This is a genomic window from Brevundimonas sp. UBA7534 (assembly GCF_002479325.1).
Classification (GTDB): Bacteria; Pseudomonadota; Alphaproteobacteria; order Caulobacterales; family Caulobacteraceae; genus Brevundimonas.
Window position 1 is genome coordinate 1 of sequence record NZ_DLMO01000009.1, and the last position, 19,829, is coordinate 19,829.

The following is a 19,829-nucleotide window of genomic DNA, read 5'->3' on the forward strand; positions in this document are numbered from 1 at the left end:
GACAATCCGATGTTCCACGGCCAGGACGCGCAGGGACGCTCCTTCGTCATCGGCGCCCAGGGCGCGGTGCGCGACCCGGCGACCGGCCATTTCCGCCTGGTCGGCCCCCTGCTGAGGCTGAACCTGGGCGCGCGCAAGACGACGGAACTGAGCGCCGACGGCGGGACCTATCTGGAAGCCCAGCGCAAGGTCGTCATCGGCCCGAACGTGAAGATTTCCGATGGCGGCACGGGCTGGGAGCTGACCACGCCCGAAGCCGTGGTGGACACCGACACCGGCGTCGTCACCGGCGACAAGGGGGTGCAGGGTCGCGGCCCCCTTGGAAGCATCGATGCTTCGTCTTATGCGATCTATGATCAGGGCCAGAGGGTCGTCTTCAACGGCCAGGGCGAAAACAAGGTAACCGGGACGATCAATCCCGCCGGAGCCGACCGATGAAACTGTCCAAGTCCAAGCTGACGATCGCGGGCGCCGCCCTGCTGACCGCCCTGATGCTGCCCGCCGTTTCGGGGGCCCAGAACGCGGCCGCCGGTCGCGGCGACGCCAGCCGTCAGCCGGTCCAGTACGGCGCCGACAGCGGCGAATACACGCCCGACGGCTTCTCGCTGCGCGGCCGGGCCGAGGTGACGCAGGGCGGCAACCGCCTGCGCGCCGACGCGATCCGGGGCTTTACGTCCAATGGCGACCTGAACCGCATCGAGGCCACCGGCGGCGTCTACTTCGTCACCCCGGACCAGAGCATGAAGGGCGACCGCGCGGTCTACACCCTGAACGACGGCAACGTCGTGGTGACCGGCGACGTGATCTTGACCCAGGGCAAGAGCGTGCTGACCGGCAGCCGCCTCGTCTACAACGTCCGCACCGAGACGGCGCGCATCGAGGGCGCCATCGCGTCGGGCACCTATGACGCCGGGCTGGAGACGCTGCGAGCGGAGAGCTTTGTCGTCACCGACCGCCAGACGATCTATACGCACCCGCGCACCGGCGCCCAGACCCGCCTGCTGACCATCACCGAGCGCAAGCGCAACCATCCGGTCACGCTGGCGGAGGCCATAGGCAACCTGGACGATCCGCGCGCGGTCCTGTTGGTCAACGAGCGGTCGGGCCGCGCCGCCGTGCAGGTTCCGACCACCAGCGTCATGCTGGACGATGGCGAGATCGAGCGCCGTGTCCGGCTGATCCGGCCGATTGAAGCGCACAACATCCCGGTCAAGACCATGCCCGAGACCCATTGGGTCGAAGCCGACCGGGACGCCTTCGCCTCTGCCTGGAATGCCGAGATTGCCGAGGTGCCGGAGTTTTCCGACAGCACCCTGCATATGGTGACAGGTCTCCTGTTGCCTATCTGGAAGCGGTTGCCGAACGAATCCACCCGCGTCTATCGGCTCCAGACCGATGCTGGCGAGCGGATCATCGGCCGCCGCGTTTCGCCTGCCTGGGTCGCCCACGCGACCGCGACCGGCGTCGCGTCTTGGTCAATGAACTGGTCAATGCGGCGGACGGCATGGCGACGATCATGCCCGGCTTCTTCTGCGACTATGGCGTCAACATCCATCTGGGGGCCAACGCCTTCGCCAACGCCAACTGCGTCTTCCTGGACTGCGCGGAAATCCGCATCGGCGACAATTTTCAGGCCGGGCCTGGCGTCCAGCTCCTGACGCCCGAGCATCCGCTGGATGCGATCGCGCGGCGCGGCGAGGAGACCGCGCGGCCGATCGTCATCGGCGACGACGTGTGGATTGGCGGCGGCGCCATCGTTCTGGCCGGCGTTACGGTCGGGGACCGCTCGGTCATCGGGGCTGGCGCGGTGGTGACGCGGGACGTGCCGTCCGACGTCGTCGTGGTCGGCAATCCCGCGAAGATCGTCCGGCGTCTCACGCCTGCTTAAACGCCTTGAAATCGTCGCGCGGTTCATGCATAAGCCGCGCCTCGCGTGGCGGCTCTATCGGGCCGCCGCTATTGTTTTCGCGCCTGACAGGCTTCGGCTCTGGGCGGCGCCCGACCAAGAAGATTGAGACGGACATGGCCGTTCCGAAGCGCAAAGTATCTCCCTCGCGTCGCAACATGCGCCGCGCCCACGACGCCCTGTCCTCGAACGTCTATGTCGAGGACAAGGACACCGGCGAGCTGAAGCGCCCGCACCACATCGACCTGAAGACCGGCACCTATCGCGGCCGTCAGGTCCTGACGCCGAAGGAAGACTAGGTCTTTCGAGGTTCTCGGCTTCGGCCGGACGATGATTTTGACGGCGCGCGGTGATCCGCGCGCCGTTTTCGTGCGTTTGGGGCGGCATGTCCGATTGGAGAACGCCGCCCATGATCCGTTTCGCCGCCGCAAGCGCCTTGGCCCTGTTGACCCTCGCGGCCTGCGACCGTTCGCAGCCTGCAGCACCTGCGCCCTCTCCGGAGTCGACGACACAGGCTCCCGCCCCCGTCGCCCAGCCGGCGGCTGAAAACGCCCTGACTGCGGAAGGTCTGGGACAGGCGCGCATCGGCATGACCTTGGCCGAGCTTACCGCCGCCTGGGGCGCTGATGCGAACCCTGGCTTGGTCGGCGGCGCCGATCCCCAGGCCTGCGACGAGTTCCATCCGGCCAAGGCGCCGCAAGGCGTCAACGTGATGGTCCAGAACGGCGTGCTGACCCGAATCACCCTGATGCGCGATGCTGCTGTAAAGACGGATCGTGGGATCGCAGTCGGCGATCAGGCGGCCGCAGTGAAGCAGGCCTATGGCGCCACGCTGATCGCCCAGCCGCACAAATACGAGGCTGCGCCAGCCGAGGACCTGTTCGCCTGGACCAAGGGCGGGTCGAGCCGGTACGTGACCGACGCCACGGCGCGCGGCGTTCGCTACGAGGTCGGTTCGGACGGCAAGGTCAAGATGATCCACGCCGGCGATCCGTCGATCCAACTGGTCGAGGGTTGCGCCTAGTTCGGCCGACTCCGCGCACGCACGGGCTTGGCCCTGGCGTGAATACCGCTCAGGATTGGCGTTTGGCGGCGGGCCGTCTAAACCGCCGTGACCATCCTCCCGCCTGAGCCAGAGAGCCAAGCCATGACCGACATCGCCGACATCGTCGCCCGCCAGATCCTCGACAGCCGGGGCAACCCGACGGTGGAGGTGGATGTGGTGCTGGACGACGGTTCCTTCGGCCGCGCTTCCGTGCCGTCCGGCGCCTCGACCGGCGCGCATGAGGCGGTGGAGCTGCGCGACGGCGACAAGGCCCTGTGGGGCGGCAAGGGCGTCCAGAAGGCGGTCGACGCCGTCAACGGAGAGATCTTCGACGCCCTGTCCGGCATGGACGCCGAGGATCAGCGCCGTATCGACGAGGCGATGATCGCGCTGGACGGTACGCCCAACAAGGCGCGCTTGGGCGCCAATGCGATCCTGGGCGTGTCGCTGGCCGTCGCCAAGGCCAGCGCCATCTCCGCCGGCCTGCCGCTTTATCGCTATCTGGGCGGCGTCTCGGCGCGCGTCCTGCCGACCCCGATGATGAACATCATCAACGGCGGCGCGCACGCCGACAATCCGATCGACATTCAGGAATTCATGATCCTGCCCACGGGCGCGGAGACCTTCACCGACGCGCTTCGCATGGGAACCGAAATCTTCCACGCCCTGAAGAAGCAGTTGAAGGACGCCGGCCACAACACCAACGTCGGCGACGAGGGCGGCTTCGCCCCCAACCTGGCCTCGGCCGAAGAGGCGCTGACCTTCATCACCAAGGCCGGCCAGGCGGCCGGCTATCTGGCGGGTGAGGACTTCCACCTGGGCCTGGACGTCGCCTCGACCGAATTCTTCAAGGACGGCAAGTATGTGATGGCGGGCGAGGGCAAGACCGTCGACGCCGACGGCATGGTCGGTTACCTGGCCGATCTGGTTGAGCGCTTCCCCATCGTCTCGATCGAGGACGGCTGCGCCGAGGATGACTTCGACGGCTGGCGCCTGCTGACCGAACGGTTGGGCGACCGGGTCCAACTGGTCGGCGACGACCTGTTCGTGACCAATCCCGCCCGCCTGGCCGCCGGCATCGGCGAGGGTCTGGCCAACTCGATCCTGATCAAGGTCAACCAGATCGGCACCCTGTCCGAGACGCTGGACGCGGTCGATATGGCCCACCGCGCCGGCTACACCGCCGTCATGAGCCACCGCTCGGGCGAAACAGAGGACTCGACCATCGCCGACCTGGCGGTGGCCACCAACTGCGGTCAGATCAAGACCGGTTCGCTGGCGCGTTCGGACCGGGTGGCGAAGTACAACCAACTTCTGCGCCTGGAAGAAATGCTGGGCGATCAGGGCGTCTATTTCGGCGACGGCATGCTGCTGAGCCGCTAAGCGGATCCGGGATCGACGGGCGCGCCGCGCCCGTCGATGGTTCGGCCAGAGGCGTTCGGCCGCAGAACCCGATTCCCTCAAATTCTTCAACGGCGAGGCGGTCGAATCTTACGGCCAAGCTACGATTCGTTAGGCATTCAAGGGCACAGTTTGAAAACTGTGTTTCTCGCGCTCAGAAGGAGCGTTGGTGTTGCCGGAACGGATGAAGCCTTATCGTGTGTCGCTCGTGCTGCTGCTGCTTGTCGCCTATCTGGGCGTACAGGCGCTGACGGGAGAGCGTGGTCTGCTGAGCGGTCGCGCTCGCGATGACTTGTTGACGCAGAGAGAGACCGAGTTGGCCGCGCTCAGCGAGCAACGTCGCGACCTAGAGACGCGCGTGCGCTATCTCCGCGCCGACAGCCTTTCCAAAGACCTGCTGGAAGAACGCGCCCGCGCCGTGCTGGGCTTTTCCGATCCGCGAGACTATGTGATCCGGGTCTCGAGCGAGACGGCCTCTCAAGCGGTGCATTCGGCGCATTCCTGACGCGTCTTGAACTATTGTTACAGCTTGACGGGGCCGCTTTGCGTTTCGGGAACGAAGGCTGCTAAAGCCGCCTTCCGTAACGATAAGTAGGCTTCGGTTCCCGGGGCCCAAGCCGGGAGATGCCGGATGGCGAAAGCCCCAGCCAAGACCGCTCAGAACACCGCGTCTGACAAGATTCCGAACGCTCCTTCCGCGTCAAAGGAAGACCTCCTTCGCTTCTATCGCGAGATGGTTCTGATCCGCCGCTTCGAGGAGCGGGCGGGCCAGCTGTACGGCATGGGCCTGATCGGCGGCTTCTGCCACCTGTACATCGGCCAGGAAGCCGTGGCCGTCGGCGTTCAGGAGAGCGTCAAACAGGGCCACGACAAAATCATCACAGGCTACCGCGACCACGGCCACATGCTGGCCGCAGGCATGGACCCCAAGGAAGTGATGGCCGAGCTGACCGGCCGCATCGGCGGCTCGTCCAAGGGCAAGGGCGGCTCGATGCACATGTTCGACGTGCCGACCGGCTTCTACGGCGGTCACGGCATCGTCGGCGCCCAGGTGGCGCTGGGCACCGGCCTGGCCTTCGCCGGCAAGTACCGCGGCGATGACTCGGTCGCCTTCGTCTATTTCGGCGACGGCGCGGCCAACCAGGGCCAGGTCTACGAGAGCTTCAACATGGCCCAGCTGTGGAAGCTGCCGGCCATCTACATCATCGAGAACAACCAGTACGCCATGGGCACGAGCATCGAACGCTCGTCGGCGACGACCCAGCTCAGCCAGCGGGGTGCCAGCTTCGGCATCCCGGGCGAGCAGGTGGACGGCATGGACGTTCTGGCCGTGCGCGACGCGGTCAAGAAGGCGGTCGAGCGCGCCCGCGCCGGCGAAGGCCCCTACATCCTGGAAGTGAAGACCTACCGCTATCGTGGCCACTCCATGTCCGACCCGGCCAAGTACCGGACCAAGGAGGAAGTGGACGAGGTCAAGAAGACCCGTGACCCCATCGATCACGTCAAGATGCTGCTCCAGGCCGCCAAGGCGACCGAGGATGAGCTGAAGGCGATCGACAACGAAATCAAGGCGATCGTCGCCGAAGCTGTTCAATTTGCTCAAGAGAGCCCGGAGCCCGATCCGTCCGAGCTCTACACCGACGTCTACGTGGAGGCCTGATCCGTGACCGACATTCTGATGCCGGCGCTGTCCCCCACGATGGAAGAGGGCACGCTGACCAAGTGGCACATCAAGGCGGGCGACACCGTGTCGGCCGGCCAGGTGATCGCCGAGATCGAAACCGACAAGGCCACGATGGAGGTCGAGGCCGTGGACGAGGGCGAAGTCCTCGAGATCCTGGTGCCGGAAGGCTCCGAGAACGTGAAAGTCAACACGCCTATCGCACGCCTGTCCGGCGACGATGCCGGCGCCGCTCCCGCGCCCAAGGCCGACGCGCCGAAGGCTGAAGCCGCTCCGGCCCCCGCCGCCGCAGGCGCGGCGGCCGACGCCCCGGTCAAGCCCAAGACCGAGTTGAAAGACCCGGAAATCCCGTCCGACGCCAAGCTGGTGAAGACCACCATCCGCGACGCCCTGCGCGACGCCATGGCCGAAGAGATGCGTCGCGACGACAAGGTCTTCCTGATCGGCGAGGAAGTCGCCCAGTATCAAGGCGCGTACAAGGTCAGCCGCGAACTGCTGCAGGAGTTCGGCGACCAGCGTGTCGTCGACACCCCGATCACCGAGCACGGCTTCGCCGGCCTGGGCGTCGGCGCGGCCATGGCGGGCCTGAAGCCCATCGTGGAGTTCATGACGTTCAACTTCGCCATGCAGGCGATCGACCACATCATCAACTCGGCCGCCAAGACGCTGTATATGTCGGGCGGTCAGATCAAGGCGCCCATCGTGTTTCGGGGTCCGAACGGCGCGGCCAGCCGCGTGGCGGCCCAGCACAGCCAGGACTATTCGGCCTGGTACGCCCAGGTGCCGGGTCTGAAGGTCATCGCGCCGTATGACGCCGCCGACGCCAAGGGCCTGCTCAAGGCCGCCATCCGCGACCCGAACCCCGTCGTCTTCCTCGAGCACGAGATGATGTACGGGCTGGAGTTCGACGTGCCGGAGGTCGAGGACTACGTCCTGCCGATCGGCAAGGCCAAGGTCCGTCGCGAAGGCAAGGACGTCACCATCACCTGCCACAGCCGCATGGTCGGCTTCGCCCTCCAGGCCGCCGAGAAGCTGGCCGAGGAAGGCATCGAGGCCGAGGTGGTGGACCTGCGGACCCTGCGCCCGCTGGACCACGAGACCATCGTCGAAAGCGTCAAGAAGACCAACCGTCTGGTCTCTGCCGAGGAAGGCTGGGGTCCAATGGGCGTCGGCGCCGAGGTCGTGGCTCGGGTGATCGAGCACGCCTTCGACTATCTGGATGCTCCCCCGCTGCGGGTGCATCAGGAAGATGTGCCGCTGCCCTACGCCGCCAATCTGGAGGCCTTGTCGCTGCCGGGCGCCGACAAGATCGTCGCGGCCGTGAAGCAGGTGATGGCGTGATGGAGGCCAAGGCCCTGGAAGACCGCGCCCTGCCGATCCCAGACGGACTCGATGCGCCCGAGGATCAGGTTATCGAGCTGGCGCGCGTATGGTGGAACGGAAACGGTCCGCGGATGAACATCCGTCCGGCCCTGGCCGAGCCGGGCGCCGTCGGAATCGTACTGGCCGAACTGGCCTGGCATTATTCCCACGCCTATGCGGAGCATCGCGGGCTGGATCAGGCGACGGCGTTCAAGGCCATCTGCGACAGCTGGAGCACCGCCCACGCTCGCGCCGCGGCGTCCGCTGAAGGAGCTACTGCCCAATGACCGATATCCTGATGCCGGCGCTGTCTCCGACGATGGAAGAGGGCGTCTTGGCCAAGTGGCACGTCAAGGTCGGAGACACCGTCTCGGCTGGCGACGTGATCGCCGAGATCGAGACCGACAAGGCCACGATGGAGGTCGAGGCCGTCGACGAGGGCGAAGTCCTGGAAATCCTGGTTCCGGAAGGGACCGAGAACGTGAAGGTCAACACGCCCATCGCGCGTCTGGCCGGCGATGACGCTGCGCCCGCCCCCAAGGCGGCTTCACCCGCCAAGACTGAAGACGCCGCCAAGGCGGAGGCCGCGCCGGCTGCCGCCAAGGACGCCGCACCGGCGGCCCCGGCTCCCGCTCCGGCGGCGCCCAAGTCAGATGGCGGCGAGCGCATCTTCGCCTCGCCGCTGGCACGTCGCATCGCCGCCCAGAACGGTGTGGACCTGAAGTCGATCAAGGGCACCGGCCCGCACGGCCGTATCGTCAAGCGTGACGTGGAAGGGGCCCCGAAGGGCGGAGCTCAACCGGCCGCCGCGGTCGCCGCGACGTCCGCCGCCGCGGAGCCGCGCAAGGCCCAGTCGCTGGCGCAGATGGGCATCCCGGACGGCAGCTACGACCTGATCCCGCTGGACGGCATGAAGAAGGCCGTGGCGCGTCGCATGGTCGACAGCGTGCAGAACGTACCGCACTTCCCGCTGTTCATCGACTGCGAGATCGACCAGCTGATGGCCGTGCGCGCCAAGGTCAACAAGATGCTGGAGCCGCAGGGCATCAAGGTCTCGGTCAATGACTTCGTCATCAAGGCCGCCGCTCTGGCCCTGAAGATGGTGCCGGAGGCGAACGCCTCCTACACGCCCGAAGGCATCGCCATGCACCACAACGCCGACGTCTCCATGGCGGTGGCGATCGACGGCGGCCTGATCACCCCGATCATCAAGAAGACCGAAACCAAGGGCCTGGCGCAGATCGCGACCGAGTCCAAGGATCTGGCCAAGCGCGCCCGCGAGCGCAAGCTGAAGCCGGAAGAGTTCCAGGGCGGCACCTTCTCGGTGTCCAACCTGGGCATGTTCGGCATCAAGCAGTTCACCTCGATCATCAATGAGCCGCAGGGCTGCATCATGAGCGTGGGCGCGGGCGAGCAGCGTCCGGTCGTCAAGGACGGTCAGATCGTGCCCGCCACCGTCATGACCGTGACGCTGACGTGCGATCACCGCGTGGTCGACGGCGCGACGGGCGCCCGCTTCCTGCAGGCGTTCAAGCCGCTGATTGAAGATCCCGTCGCGATGCTGGCGTAATCCGCCAAGCCGTCACCCTCGGGCTTGTCCCGAGGGCCCATCGTGCCGAGGTTCGGACCGATGGGGCGGGCGCCCTATATTGCCGGCGTCATCCGTGACGCCTCAACCATGGGCCCTCGGGACAAGCCCGAGGGTGACGGAGCTCTGGATTGACCTCGGTCTACGACTTCAGTGCGAAGGCCATCGACGGCGCGGAGGTCTCGCTGGACCGCTGGCGTGGCCAGGCGCTGCTGATCGTCAATACGGCGTCCAAGTGCGGCTTCACCGGCCAATACGATGGGCTGGAAAAGCTGCACCGCACCTTCGCCGACAAGCCGTTCGAGGTGTTGGGCTTTCCCTGCAACCAGTTCGGCAATCAGGAACCCGGACGGGCGGCGGAGATCGCCGCCTTCTGCGCCACCAGCTTCGACGTGACCTTTCCCCTGTTCGACAAGGTGGAGGTCAACGGGCCGAACCGGCATCCCCTTTACGCCTGGCTGACCAAGCAGAAGCGCGGCTTCCTGGGCTCCCAGGCCATCAAGTGGAACTTCACCAAGTTCCTGACCGACCGCGAAGGCCGCGTCGTCGCGCGCTATTCGCCTCAGACTGAACCCGCGGCCATCCAGGCCGACATCGAGAAGTTGATCTAATGGCTGCTGAATTCGATCTCGTCGTCATCGGCTCGGGCCCCGGCGGTTACGTCGCGGCCATTCGCGCCAGCCAATTGGGCCAGAAGGTCGCCATCGTCGAGCGCGAGAACCTGGGCGGCATCTGCCTGAACTGGGGCTGTATCCCGACCAAGGCCCTGCTGAAGTCCGGCGAAAAGTTCGAGAGCCTGTCCCACCTGAAGGACTACGGCCTGTCGGCGTCCGGCGCCTCGTTCGACTTCGACGCCATCATCCAGCGCTCGCGCGGCGTCGCGGCGACGATGAACAAGGGCGTCGCTTTCCTGATGAAGAAGAACAAGATCGAGGTGATCGAGGGCTCCGCCAAGCTGGAAAAGGGCGCCGCGGCGCCGAAGGTGGTCGTCGCGCTGAAGGGCGGCGGATCGCGCACGGTCGAGGCCAAGGCGGTCATGCTGGCCGTCGGCGCCCGCGCCCGCGCCCTGCCGCAGATCGGGCTGGAGGCCGACGGCGACAAGATCTGGGCCTACCGCGACGCCCTGGCGCCGAAGAAGCTGCCCAAGACCTTTGTGGTCATCGGCTCGGGCGCCATCGGCATCGAATTCGCCAGCTTCTATCGCGCGCTGGGCGCCGAGGTGACGGTCGTCGAGGCGGTCGACCGCATTATGCCGGTAGAGGACGAAGAGGTCTCCAAGGCGGCTCAGAAGTCGTTCGAGAAGCGCGGCATCAAGTTCAAGGTCGGCGCCAAGGTGACGAAGGTCACCAAGACCGGCGCAGGCGTGAAGGTGGATATCGAGGTCGGCGGCAAGGCCGAAACGGTGGAAGCCGAGGTCTGCATCTCCGCGGTCGGCATCACCGCAAACACCGACGGCATTGGCCTGGAGACGCTGGGCGTCGAACTGGACCGTGGCCATATCAAGACCGACAGTCATTGTCTGACGAACGTGAAGGGCCTGTACGCCATCGGCGATTGCGCCGGCGCGCCGTGGCTGGCGCACAAGGCGTCGCACGAAGGCATCCACGCCGCCGAACATATCGCGGGCTACAAGACGCCGAACGTTCATTCGCCCATCGCCGGCTGCACCTACGCCCAGCCGCAGGTCGCCTCGGTCGGCGTGACCGAACAGGCCGCCCGCGAAGCCAAGCGTGAGGTCAAGGTCGGCCGCTTCCCCTTCCGCGTGAACGGCAAGGCCGTGGCGGCCGGTGAGCCGGACGGCTTCGTCAAGGTGATCTTCGACGCCAAGACCGGCGCGCTGATCGGCGCCCACATGATGGGCCACGAAGTCACCGAGATGATCCAGGGCTATGTCACCGCCATCACCATGGAGGCGACCGAGGAAGATATCCACGGCATCGTCTATCCGCACCCGACGATGAGCGAAGCCATGCACGAGGCGGCGCTGGACGCCTACGGCCGCACGCTGCACCTCTGAGGCGTCAGAGCGCGGCCAGGGCGGCCGCGTGGGCGCGGACCTCGGCGCGCAGGTCCTGATCGGTGTCGAAGACGCCGTACCAGCCTTGCGGCTCGTGCGGCGGGTCGCCCAGCCAGGCGTCGTCGCCGGCCTGGAAGCGACGGTCGGCGTGGCGCGGCCGGCCTTCGCCGCTCCAGGCCCAGAAGTTCGACCCAACCAGCGGCCCGCCGGCCCTGGCGCTTTCCAGGACGGCGGCGTGGACGTCGCGGTAGAAGCCCTGACGATAGGTGGTCGGAGCCTCGGGCTCGTAGCGGTTGCCGTCGCGCGGATAGCCGAACTCCTCGATAACCAGCGGCTTGCCCAGCTGTTCGGCCAGGGCGACGTGCTGGTCGATGTAGTCGCGCGCCAACCGCCGCGCCTCGGCGTCGGTCGCAGCCATGTCGTCGAGCTTCAGCCAGCCCCAGTTGCCCGGCCAGATATGGGCGGTCAGGTAGTCGATGTCGGCGGAGCGGTGGGTGGCGAGCACGATCTGGCGACTGCCGGCCGAGCCCATCAGCCCCTCGCTGCCGGTGGAGACCAGATGACGCGGCGCCAGGGTCTTGATCAGCCGCGCCGTGCCTGAGACCCAGGCCTGGAAGGCGGGCTGGTTGTCGCGGACCCTGTCCTCGTCGCCGGCGGCGCGGGGCTCATTGGCCAGTTGCCAGGCCATGATGGTCGGGTCCTCGGCGTAGGCGCGACCGGTGACGGTGTTGACGCGCCCGATCACGGCCCGGACATAGTCGTGATAGAGGGCGACGGCCTCGCTGCTACGATAGAAGTCGGCGTTGAAGTCGGCGAAAGCCGGCCAGGGATGGGCCGGGTCGTTCATGTTCAGATAGCGACCGCCGTTGACCCAGGACAGGTAGGTCATCATGCCCCCCGACCACTCCCAGAAGTTGGTCAGGTAAAGGACCGCTTTCATCCCGCGCCGGGCCATTTCCGCCAGCGTGTGGTCGAGGCCGACGAGCAGCGCCTCGTTGTAGCCGTCGCGGTCGCGGAAGGCGGGGCGGACAGAGTTTCGCAGAGGCGACAGCTCGGCGGAGGCGGCCAGGCGCAGGTTCGTCACGCCGTCCCCGGCCAGCGTATCCAGCTCGCGCGCCAGGCGGGCGCGATCGCCGCCAGGGCCGGCCATCCCCAGCCAGGCGGCGTACCAGACGTTGGCGCCGGCGAAACGGTAGGGGCGGCCGCCCAGCATCAGTTGGTCGACCTCGCGGGTGACGAAGGCGGAGGCGGCGCCGGCGCGGGCGGGCAGGAGGGCGGCGGCGCCCAGGGCGGCGAGGGCGTTGCGCCTGGTGAACATGAGGCCTCCCGGTCGATCAGGGGGCAGGGTGGCCGATGGGCGGGGCGCCGTCGAGTCGTCAGGCGGCCTGGGCGGCCTTGGGCTTCTTGGGCTTGTCGACCCTGGGACGCTTGGGCTGGGCCTTGCGGATTGCTTTCTCGGCCTTGCGGGCCTCCTTCTCGGCCAGCTTCTGAGCCTTCTTCAGCGCCTTGGCCTCGGCCTTGGCGGCGTCGGGGGCGGCGTCGGCGGCGGCGGCCAGCTCGGCCAGCTGGTTCAGGAAGGCGTCGCGCTGGCCCTTGGGCAGCAGGCCCATGATCCGCTTGTCGGCGGCCTCGACCCGGGGGCGGGCGGCCTCCAGCCGGGCCGCGCCCTCTGTCGACAGGCGCACGGCCTTGGCGCGGGCGTCGAGGGTGGAGCGTTCGCGCTCCAACAGGCCCTTGGCGGTCATGCGCGTGACCAGGTCGGCCAGGGTCGAACGGTCGATGCCGGTCATGCGGACCAGCTCGGTCTGGGTAAGGCCGGCCTTGAGCGAGGCGGCCTCCAGAACGGCGAACTGGCGCTGGGTCAGGCCGTCGGGGCCGGTTTCCTCGGCGTAGATGTCCAGCGCCAGCTGAAGGGCGCGGTGCATCAGGTGGCTGGGCGAGGTCGCCAGCGGACCGACCTTCTTGGGACCCTTACCGGACTTGACCATTGCACCATCCCCCGATCCGTTTCGTCCGAACACGTATCAGCGACGCTTTACGGTTTGACGGGGAAACTGCGTCGGTTCTGCGACAGTTCCCCTTACAGACCGGGATCGGGCGAGACGGGGCCGGGCTCCTCGTCCTTGATCATGTTCCGCATGATGAGCGGCACCTGCGACAGGCCGAACACCGAGGCGGCGATCCACAGGACGCCGCGGAAGCTGGTCCAGACGTCATTGGGATTGGGCGTCGCCCAGCCGAAGGCGTGCCAGAGGGCGGTGACGGCCGCCGGGCTGCGGAACACCTCGTTCAGGATGGCCACGGCCAGGAAATAGAGGCCATAGCGCAGGGTCAGGGTGCGCCAGGCGGCGTCGTTGACCCGGATCGCCGAGCCCAGCAGCATCTTGAACGGATACTTCTTCAGCGGCAGCGAGCCCAGCAGGACCACGGCCAGCAGGCCGTTCTGGACGGTCAGCTTCAGCTTCACGAACAGGTCGTCGTGGGTGAAGACGGTCAGGAGGCCGAAGACCAGGGCGAACAGGCCGGTGATCAGCGGCAGGGGCGCGAAGCGCCGCTCGATCGCGAAGCCCACCGCCAGGGCCAGGGCCGAGGCGCCGACCAGCACCCAGGTCGCCAGGATCATGTCGCGGGTGATGAAGTAGCTGGCCATGAAGGCGGCCAGGGCGCCGAAATCGACGGCCTGGCGGATCCACTGGCGGTTCTTCTTCTCGGGGGCGCCCGTGTCGGCCATCAGTCTTCCAGTCCCACCAAAGAGCGCGAGAAGGCGCGGGCGTCGAACGGCTGCAGGTCCTCGACCCCTTCGCCGACGCCGATCAGCATCAGGGGCGCGTCGGACGCCTGGGCCACGGGCACAAGCACGCCGCCGCGCGCGGTGCCGTCCAGCTTGGTCATGACGATGCCGGTGACGAAGGCGGTGCGGCCGAAGATCTGTTCCTGGGCCAGGGCGTTTCGGCCCACGGTCGCGTCCAGCACCAGCAGGGTGTCGTGCGGCGCGTCCGGATCGACCTTCTTCAGCACCCGCACGATCTTGAGCAGTTCGTCCATCAGGGCCGACTTGTTCTGCAGCCGCCCGGCGGTGTCGATGAGGACCACGTCGAAGCCCTCTTGCCTGGCCTTCTGATAGGCGTCGAAGGCCAGGCCAGCGGCGTCGGCGCCGTCACGACGCGCCTCGAAGTGGGCGTCGGCGCGTTCGGCCCAGACCTTCAACTGTTCGCGGGCGGCGGCGCGGAAGGTGTCGCCGGCGACGATCATCACCTTGGCGCCCTTGGCCGTCAGGTCGGCGGCGATCTTGCCCAGGGTCGTGGTCTTGCCGGAACCGTTCACCCCGACGAACAGGACGACATAGGGCTTGGGTCCGCTCAGCGGGTCGAAGGTCGCCTGGCGCGGCGACAGTTCGGCGGCGACGGCCTCGGCCAGCGCCTCCTTGACCTCACGCTCGGGCGCGTCCTTGCCGAACTTCAGCGTGCGGAACCGCTCCACGATGCGGGCGGAGGCGGCCGGGCCCAGATCGCTTTCCAGCAGGTGTTCTTCCAACTGCTCCAGGGACGCCTCGGACAGGGGCTCCTTGACGAAGGTGGCGACGACCTGGTCGGTCATCTGCTTGGAGGAGCGGGACAGGCCCTGCGACAGGCGCTGGAACCAGCCCTTTTTCGGCGTATCGGTCATTCTTATGGCTTTAGCGGCGGCGAGGCGGCCCGTCATCCGCATTCGGGCGCATTTGGCGGACGCTGCACGCCGCACCGGAAAAACACCGTGTGAATAGTCTGAATGGTGCCAAATCGTGGATAACTTCCGGGGAAAGACGAGGAAGCCGGAACTGTAGGGCGACGGGCGGCTCAGGCGGGAAGATCGCGGCGCCGATCCCGCAGGTGCTTGAAATGTCAGGGTTCAGGTCGAAACCATGCGCGCGCTGGCCGGCGCGGGCTATCGCAATCGGCGAGTATGAGCGCATGATCGGCGTCGGCGACCCCGCCGTAGGCGAAACGGAGCGGCGGCATGGCGGACGGATTTCCCCAGGGCGTGGTGCATGAGGCGGGAGCGGACCTGGAGACGGCGATCCGGTCCGACGCCGCGCTGCTGGACCTTTGGACCGGGCTGACGCCGCTGGGCCGCAACGAGTTCATCTGCTGGGTCGACGACGCCAAACAGGCCAAGACCCGCCAGCGCCGGATCGAGCGCACCGCCGAGGAGTTGCGCGAGGGCAAGAAACGCCCCTGCTGCTGGCCCGGCTGCATCCACCGCACCGACAAGGCGCCGAGCGCCTGGCAACAGGCCGTGCTGATCGAGGGCAAGGCGAAGGGTGGGCGTTAGTCGCTTACGGCTTTTGGCTGGCGCGCGATGTCTGGGTTTGGGCAGGAAGCCCATCGCCGCTTTCGACCCCTAGGAGACGTTCATGAACCTCACGAAACGCTGCTCCGAAGATGAGCGATGAATCCGGCATCTGCGCCGATCAGTTCGAGGACGGGAAGAACAGCCTTCCAGCCATTGCTGCTGTTGGTGAACAGCACTAGGCCGGCGCCGGTTTCAGGTTCCAGGTACACGAAGGTGAAGGTCCCGTCGTCCATGCCGGTGTGCATGAGGAAACGCCGACCGCCGATCAGAAAGGTTTCCCAGCCTAAACCGAATCCATCCTCGGCCGCACAGTCGGGCTCGCCTCCCGCACAGGCTTGCGTGCGACGGACAGTCTGGAGCTTTTCCCTCTCCAGATACAGATCGGGCGTAACGCCCTGCTTTTGAAGCATCCCGACCACGAAACGAGCGTAGTCCGAGGGCGTCGAAATCAGGTCGTCGGACGCGACGAAATGGTCGGCCACCTGCGGCGCCAGGACGTTGAGATCGGCGTCGTAGGGGACGGCGAGACGACCCTCCATCCACGTGCGTCTCGTATAGGCTGTGTCGCGCATGCCGCTCGGTTCGAACACGAGCGTTTGAGCCAGATCTTCGAAGGGCTCGCCGGTCTTCGCCTCGATGAATCGCGCCAGCCATTCAAAGCCCTCTCCGGAGTATCCGAAGGTTTCTCCGGGGTCATTGCTGAACCTGAGCTTGCCGCCCCCCTCCGGGCGCCAGTTCGGCAATCCGCTCCTGTGACTCATCACAAGCCGGGGCGTCAGTCGGGCCGACCGAGGATCATCCGCGACATCCGGATCCAACCAATACGATGACATAGGCTCATCAAGCGAAATCCGGTCCTGGGCCGCCAGGCGCATCGCCACTTCGGCGCTCACCGGTTTCGCAAGGGACGCGACATTATAGAGGGTTTCGATGGTCGCGGGTTGGCCAGGCGACGCCTGTCCCCAAGCGTGGGCTTCAGCAATCTTCCCGTGTTCCACGATCGCGACGGAGAGGCTCGCAATCTTCAAGCTCGAAAGCAGCCGTGGTGCCGCCGTCTCGAGACCGGACAGCGCCGACAGGGTAGCGTCGTCGACACCCCGTTGAATGGGGCGCGCCTGCGCCGTAGCGGCCGCTAACAAGGCGGCGGCCAAGATGGCTGTAAACCGAACCACAACAGATTCCTCAATCGCGACCGTCTCGCGTGAGAGCACCCTTGTCGTCTCATCCGACCGCCATCAAGTTAAGGTTCGGCAATGCGAAAAGTCCCCCGCGATAAGGTCCGCTTTCCACCCATTTCAGACGTTCGGAATGTCCGCGCGGCGGCCGTGTGGACGAACGATTCCCGTCGTTCATCATTCCCGACTATACGGAGACCGACCGGCGCGCGCCGGAGCAGCGGACGAGCCCATGGCCGAGACCCATCCCTTCCATTCGCCCAGGACGCACGGCTTCGTGCGGGTGGCGGCGGCGACGCCGGTCAGCCATGTGGGCGATCCGGTCGCCAATGCGGCGGAGCATCTGGCCTTGATCCGGGAGGCGGGGGACGAGGGGTGCGACCTGGTGGTGTTTCCCGAGCTGTCGCTGTCGGCCTATGCGATCGACGACCTGCACATGCAGGCGGCGCTGCTGGACGAGGTCGCGCGCCAGATCGCGGTGCTGGCCGCCGCGACCCAGGACAACGGCGTCGTCGTCATCGTCGGGGCGCCGATCCGGGGCGGCGACGCCCTGTTCAACTGCGCCGTGGTGCTGGGCGGGGGCGAGGTGCTGGGCGTCGTGCCCAAGACCTATCTGCCGAACTATCGCGAATACTATGAGAAGCGCTGGTTCGCCCCGGCGACGGCGCGGACCGAGGATGCGCTGGTCCTGAACGGCGAGACGGTCGATTTCGCGCCGGGCCTGGTGTTCGAGGCGGTGAACCGGCCGGGCTTCGTCTTCGCGGTGGAAATTTGCGAGGACTTCTGGGCGCCGCTGCCGCCGTCGACGCGGGCGGCGCTGGCGGGGGCGCGGATCCTCTGCAACCTGTCGGCGTCCAACATCGTGATCGGCAAGGCGGACGAGCGGGCGATGCTGTGCGCCAGCCAGTCGTCGCGGACGCTGTCGGCCTATGTCTTCACCGCTTCGGGCTGGGGCGAAAGCACCACCGACCTGGCCTGGGACGGGCAGGCGACCATTCACGAGATGGGGGCCAAGCTGGCCGAGGGCGAGCGCTTCGCCCTGGAAAACCACCTGACCGTGGCCGACGTGGACGTGGACCGGATCGGGCTGGAGCGGCTGAGGAACGGCACCTTTTCCGAGTGCGCGCGCGTCGAGGGGGAGGCGGCGACCGTCGTGCCCTTCACCGCGCGCGAGGACCGGACCGCCAGCGACCTGATCCGGCCGATCGACCGCTTTCCCTTCGTGCCCGACGATCCGGCGCGCCTGGACCAGGACTGCTACGAGGCCTTCAACATCCAGGTGCAGGGGCTGATGCGCCGGATGACGGCGACCAAGTCCGAGCGGCTGGTGATCGGCGTGTCGGGCGGGCTGGATTCGACCCAGGCGTTGCTGGTGGCCTGTCGCGCCTTCGACCGGCTGGACCTGCCGCGCGAGGGGATACTGGGCTTCACCCTGCCGGGGTTCGCGACGTCGGACGGCACGAAGTCGAACGCCTGGGCCTTGATGAAGGCGCTGGGCGTCACGGGCGCCGAGATCGACATCCGCCCGGCGGCCGAGCAGATGCTGACGGACATCGGCCATCCCTTCGCGAATGGCGAGCCGGTTCACGACATCACCTTCGAGAACGTGCAGGCGGGGCTGAGGACGGACTATCTGTTCCGCCTGGCCAACCAGAACGGGGCCTTCGTGCTGGGCACGGGCGACCTGTCGGAACTGGCGCTGGGGTGGTCCACCTATGGCGTCGGCGACCACATGAGTCACTACAACGTCAACGGCGGGGTGGCGAAGACGCTGATCCGGCACCTGATCCGCTGGGTGGCGGACAAGGAACTGGTGGGGGGCGAGGCCACGCCGACGCTGCACGCCATCCTGGACACGGAGATTTCGCCGGAACTGGTGCCGGCCGGCGCGGACGGCAAGATCCAGTCGACCGAGAGCACGGTCGGGCCCTATGCGCTGAACGACTTCTTCCTGTTCTACATCAGCCGGTTCGGGCTGAAGCCGTCCAAGGTCGCCTATCTGGCCGAGCAGGCCTGGGCCGATGCGGCGCGGGGCGACTGGCCCGCCGGCACGCCGGACGACGAAAAGATCACCTTCGAGCTGCCGATCATCAAGGCGTGGCTGAGGAAGTTCCTGGTGCGCTTCTTCCAGACGTCACAGTTCAAGCGCTCGGCCGTGCCGAACGGGCCGAAGGTGGTGACGGGCGGTTCGCTGTCGCCCCGCGGCGACTGGCGCGCGCCGTCGGACGGCGCGGCGCGGGTGTGGCTGGACGAACTGGAGGCGAACGTGCCGGACTGAGGGACGTCAGGCCTTCTCCACGAAACTGTCGATGACGCGCTTCTCGCCGGCCTTTTCGAAGGCGACCAGCAGCTTGTTGCCCTCGATCAGGCGGACGTGGCCATAGCCGAACTTCTGATGGAAGACGCGTTCGCCCTTCTTCCAGCCGGAGGCGGACTTGGGGTCGGCGGTGGCGACCAGGCGGCCGTCGCCCTCGATCACCGCGTGGCGGGCCTGGATCGAACGGGGCGTCTGGGCGGCGGTGAAGCTCTGGGCGCGTTTCCAGCCGGGCGAGGAATAGCCGCTGCCGAAGGACGGGGCGTCGTCCCAGCGCGACTTGGCCTCCTTCATGCCGGCGGAGGCGCCGTAGTAGCCGGTGTCCGACTGGGCCTCGACGTGGGCGATGGGCAGTTCGTCGACGAAGCGACTGGGCAGCTGCGATGTCCAGCGGCCATAGACCAGGCGATTGGCGGCAAAGGAGATGCGGGCGTCCTGCTTGGCGCGGGTGACGCCGACGTAGGCCAGGCGGCGTTCCTCCTCCAGGCCCTTTTCGCCCTTCTCGTCGATGCTGCGCTGGCTGGGAAAGACGCCTTCCTCCCAGCCGGGCAGGAAGACCAGCGGGAACTCCAGCCCCTTGGCGCCGTGCAGGGTCATGATCTGCACCGCCCCGTCGCCGTTCGGGTCGTCGCCGGCGCCGCGATCCAGGTCCATCACCAGGGCGACGTGCTCCAGATAGGCCTGAAGGGTGTCGAACGACTGCATCGACTGGACCAGTTCCTTCAGGTTCTCCAGTCGGGTCTGGCCGCTGGTGCGGTCGGCCTTCTGCATGTCGGTGTAGCCGCTTTCCTCCAGCACCGTTTCCATCACCTGCCAGTGGGGCGTGGTCTCGGCCAGGGCGCGCCAGCGGTCCAGGTCGCGCAGGAAGTTGGACAGGGCGGTGCGGGTGCGGGCCTGAAGCTCGTCGGTGTTGACCAGGCCGCGCACGGCGGTGACGGCCGACAGGTCGTGCTGGCGGGCGATGTGCAGGATCTTCTGCACCGAGGTGTCGCCGATGCCGCGCTTGGG

General features: G+C 67.1%; 21 protein-coding genes. 15 read left to right on the plus strand and 6 right to left on the minus strand.

What is annotated here, in order from left to right; all coding sequences use genetic code 11:
• From lptC to lpdA, 13 genes are all read left to right on the plus strand, one after another.
• Window positions 1–438, plus strand: a 438-nt coding sequence (lptC, locus tag B2U11_RS00505) for an LPS export ABC transporter periplasmic protein LptC (RefSeq protein WP_292069012.1), incomplete at its 5' end; no start/stop codon positions are given.
• On the plus strand, window positions 435–1,658 hold the full coding sequence (locus tag B2U11_RS00510; RefSeq protein WP_292069013.1) for an LptA/OstA family protein: 1,224 nt from the start codon (window positions 435–437) through the stop codon (window positions 1,656–1,658). The genes lptC and B2U11_RS00510, both read left to right, overlap by 4 nt.
• A 62-nt stretch (window positions 1,659–1,720) precedes the next feature.
• Window positions 1,721–1,888, plus strand: coding sequence for a DapH/DapD/GlmU-related protein (locus B2U11_RS00515; RefSeq protein ID WP_292069047.1), 168 nt, complete (start codon window positions 1,721–1,723; stop codon window positions 1,886–1,888).
• A 134-nt stretch (window positions 1,889–2,022) separates the two neighbouring features.
• The gene (rpmF, locus tag B2U11_RS00520) at window positions 2,023–2,205 is read left to right on the plus strand and encodes a 50S ribosomal protein L32 (protein ID WP_249750447.1); all 183 of its coding nucleotides are present in this window, start codon (window positions 2,023–2,025) and stop codon (window positions 2,203–2,205) included.
• Between the two features lie 110 nt (window positions 2,206–2,315).
• Entirely contained in the window at window positions 2,316–2,930 is a 615-nt protein-coding gene (locus B2U11_RS00525) for a hypothetical protein (protein WP_292069017.1), read from the plus strand.
• A gap of 123 nt (window positions 2,931–3,053) precedes the next feature.
• A complete protein-coding gene (gene eno, locus B2U11_RS00530) occupies window positions 3,054–4,334 on the plus strand; it encodes a phosphopyruvate hydratase (protein ID WP_292069018.1) in 1,281 nt (426 codons plus the stop codon).
• Window positions 4,335–4,536: 202 nt separating this feature from the next.
• Complete coding sequence (locus B2U11_RS00535) at window positions 4,537–4,857, plus strand: FtsB family cell division protein (protein ID WP_292069049.1); 321 nt, start codon at window positions 4,537–4,539, stop codon at window positions 4,855–4,857.
• A 126-nt stretch (window positions 4,858–4,983) separates the two neighbouring features.
• The gene (pdhA, locus tag B2U11_RS00540; RefSeq protein ID WP_292069019.1) at window positions 4,984–6,012 is read left to right on the plus strand and encodes a pyruvate dehydrogenase (acetyl-transferring) E1 component subunit alpha; all 1,029 of its coding nucleotides are present in this window, start codon (window positions 4,984–4,986) and stop codon (window positions 6,010–6,012) included.
• A gap of 3 nt (window positions 6,013–6,015) precedes the next feature.
• Window positions 6,016–7,374 carry a pyruvate dehydrogenase complex E1 component subunit beta gene (locus B2U11_RS00545; protein WP_292069021.1) on the plus strand — a complete coding sequence of 453 codons (1,359 nt, stop codon included), beginning with the start codon at window positions 6,016–6,018 and terminating at the stop codon, window positions 7,372–7,374.
• Complete coding sequence (locus B2U11_RS00550) at window positions 7,374–7,682, plus strand: DUF5076 domain-containing protein (protein WP_292069023.1); 309 nt, start codon at window positions 7,374–7,376, stop codon at window positions 7,680–7,682. The genes B2U11_RS00545 and B2U11_RS00550 overlap by 1 nt, the downstream gene beginning before the upstream one ends.
• Window positions 7,679–8,965 carry a pyruvate dehydrogenase complex dihydrolipoamide acetyltransferase gene (locus tag B2U11_RS00555; protein WP_292069024.1) on the plus strand — a complete coding sequence of 429 codons (1,287 nt, stop codon included), beginning with the start codon at window positions 7,679–7,681 and terminating at the stop codon, window positions 8,963–8,965. The genes B2U11_RS00550 and B2U11_RS00555 overlap by 4 nt, the downstream gene beginning before the upstream one ends.
• Before the next feature lie 149 nt (window positions 8,966–9,114).
• Window positions 9,115–9,594, plus strand: coding sequence for a glutathione peroxidase (locus B2U11_RS00560; RefSeq protein WP_292069026.1), 480 nt, complete (start codon window positions 9,115–9,117; stop codon window positions 9,592–9,594).
• Entirely contained in the window at window positions 9,594–11,000 is a 1,407-nt protein-coding gene (gene lpdA, locus B2U11_RS00565) for a dihydrolipoyl dehydrogenase (RefSeq protein WP_292069028.1), read from the plus strand. Before B2U11_RS00560 ends, lpdA begins: the two co-directional genes overlap by 1 nt.
• A gap of 4 nt (window positions 11,001–11,004) precedes the next feature.
• Here the strand turns inward: lpdA and B2U11_RS00570 are convergent, their stop codons facing one another.
• The 4 genes from B2U11_RS00570 to ftsY form a co-directional block, all read right to left on the minus strand.
• Window positions 11,005–12,318, minus strand: a complete 1,314-nt coding sequence (locus B2U11_RS00570) for a glycoside hydrolase 5 family protein (protein ID WP_292069029.1) — start codon at window positions 12,316–12,318, stop codon at window positions 11,005–11,007.
• 58 nt (window positions 12,319–12,376) lie between these two features.
• Window positions 12,377–12,988, minus strand: a complete 612-nt coding sequence (locus B2U11_RS00575; RefSeq protein ID WP_292069030.1) for a MarR family winged helix-turn-helix transcriptional regulator — start codon at window positions 12,986–12,988, stop codon at window positions 12,377–12,379.
• A gap of 92 nt (window positions 12,989–13,080) precedes the next feature.
• The gene (locus tag B2U11_RS00580) at window positions 13,081–13,731 is read right to left on the minus strand and encodes an inner membrane-spanning protein YciB (protein ID WP_292069031.1); all 651 of its coding nucleotides are present in this window, start codon (window positions 13,729–13,731) and stop codon (window positions 13,081–13,083) included.
• Window positions 13,731–14,666, minus strand: coding sequence for a signal recognition particle-docking protein FtsY (gene ftsY, locus B2U11_RS00585; RefSeq protein ID WP_292069032.1), 936 nt, complete (start codon window positions 14,664–14,666; stop codon window positions 13,731–13,733). The genes B2U11_RS00580 and ftsY overlap by 1 nt, the downstream gene beginning before the upstream one ends.
• A 330-nt stretch (window positions 14,667–14,996) precedes the next feature.
• Between ftsY and B2U11_RS00590 the strand changes: the two genes are divergently transcribed.
• Complete coding sequence (locus B2U11_RS00590) at window positions 14,997–15,311, plus strand: YdeI/OmpD-associated family protein (protein WP_292069033.1); 315 nt, start codon at window positions 14,997–14,999, stop codon at window positions 15,309–15,311.
• A gap of 89 nt (window positions 15,312–15,400) precedes the next feature.
• Here B2U11_RS00590 and B2U11_RS00595 read toward each other — a convergent pair whose 3' ends face one another.
• Entirely contained in the window at window positions 15,401–16,543 is a 1,143-nt protein-coding gene (locus B2U11_RS00595) for a serine hydrolase domain-containing protein (RefSeq protein ID WP_292069034.1), read from the minus strand.
• Window positions 16,544–16,739: 196 nt separating this feature from the next.
• Between B2U11_RS00595 and B2U11_RS00600 the strand changes: the two genes are divergently transcribed.
• Window positions 16,740–18,785 carry an NAD(+) synthase gene (locus tag B2U11_RS00600; RefSeq protein ID WP_292069035.1) on the plus strand — a complete coding sequence of 682 codons (2,046 nt, stop codon included), beginning with the start codon at window positions 16,740–16,742 and terminating at the stop codon, window positions 18,783–18,785.
• A 6-nt stretch (window positions 18,786–18,791) separates the two neighbouring features.
• On the opposite strand, the gene B2U11_RS00605 is transcribed toward B2U11_RS00600, so the two are convergent.
• On the minus strand, window positions 18,792–19,829 hold a 1,038-nt coding region (locus tag B2U11_RS00605), incomplete at its 5' end, for an ATP-dependent helicase (protein ID WP_292069036.1).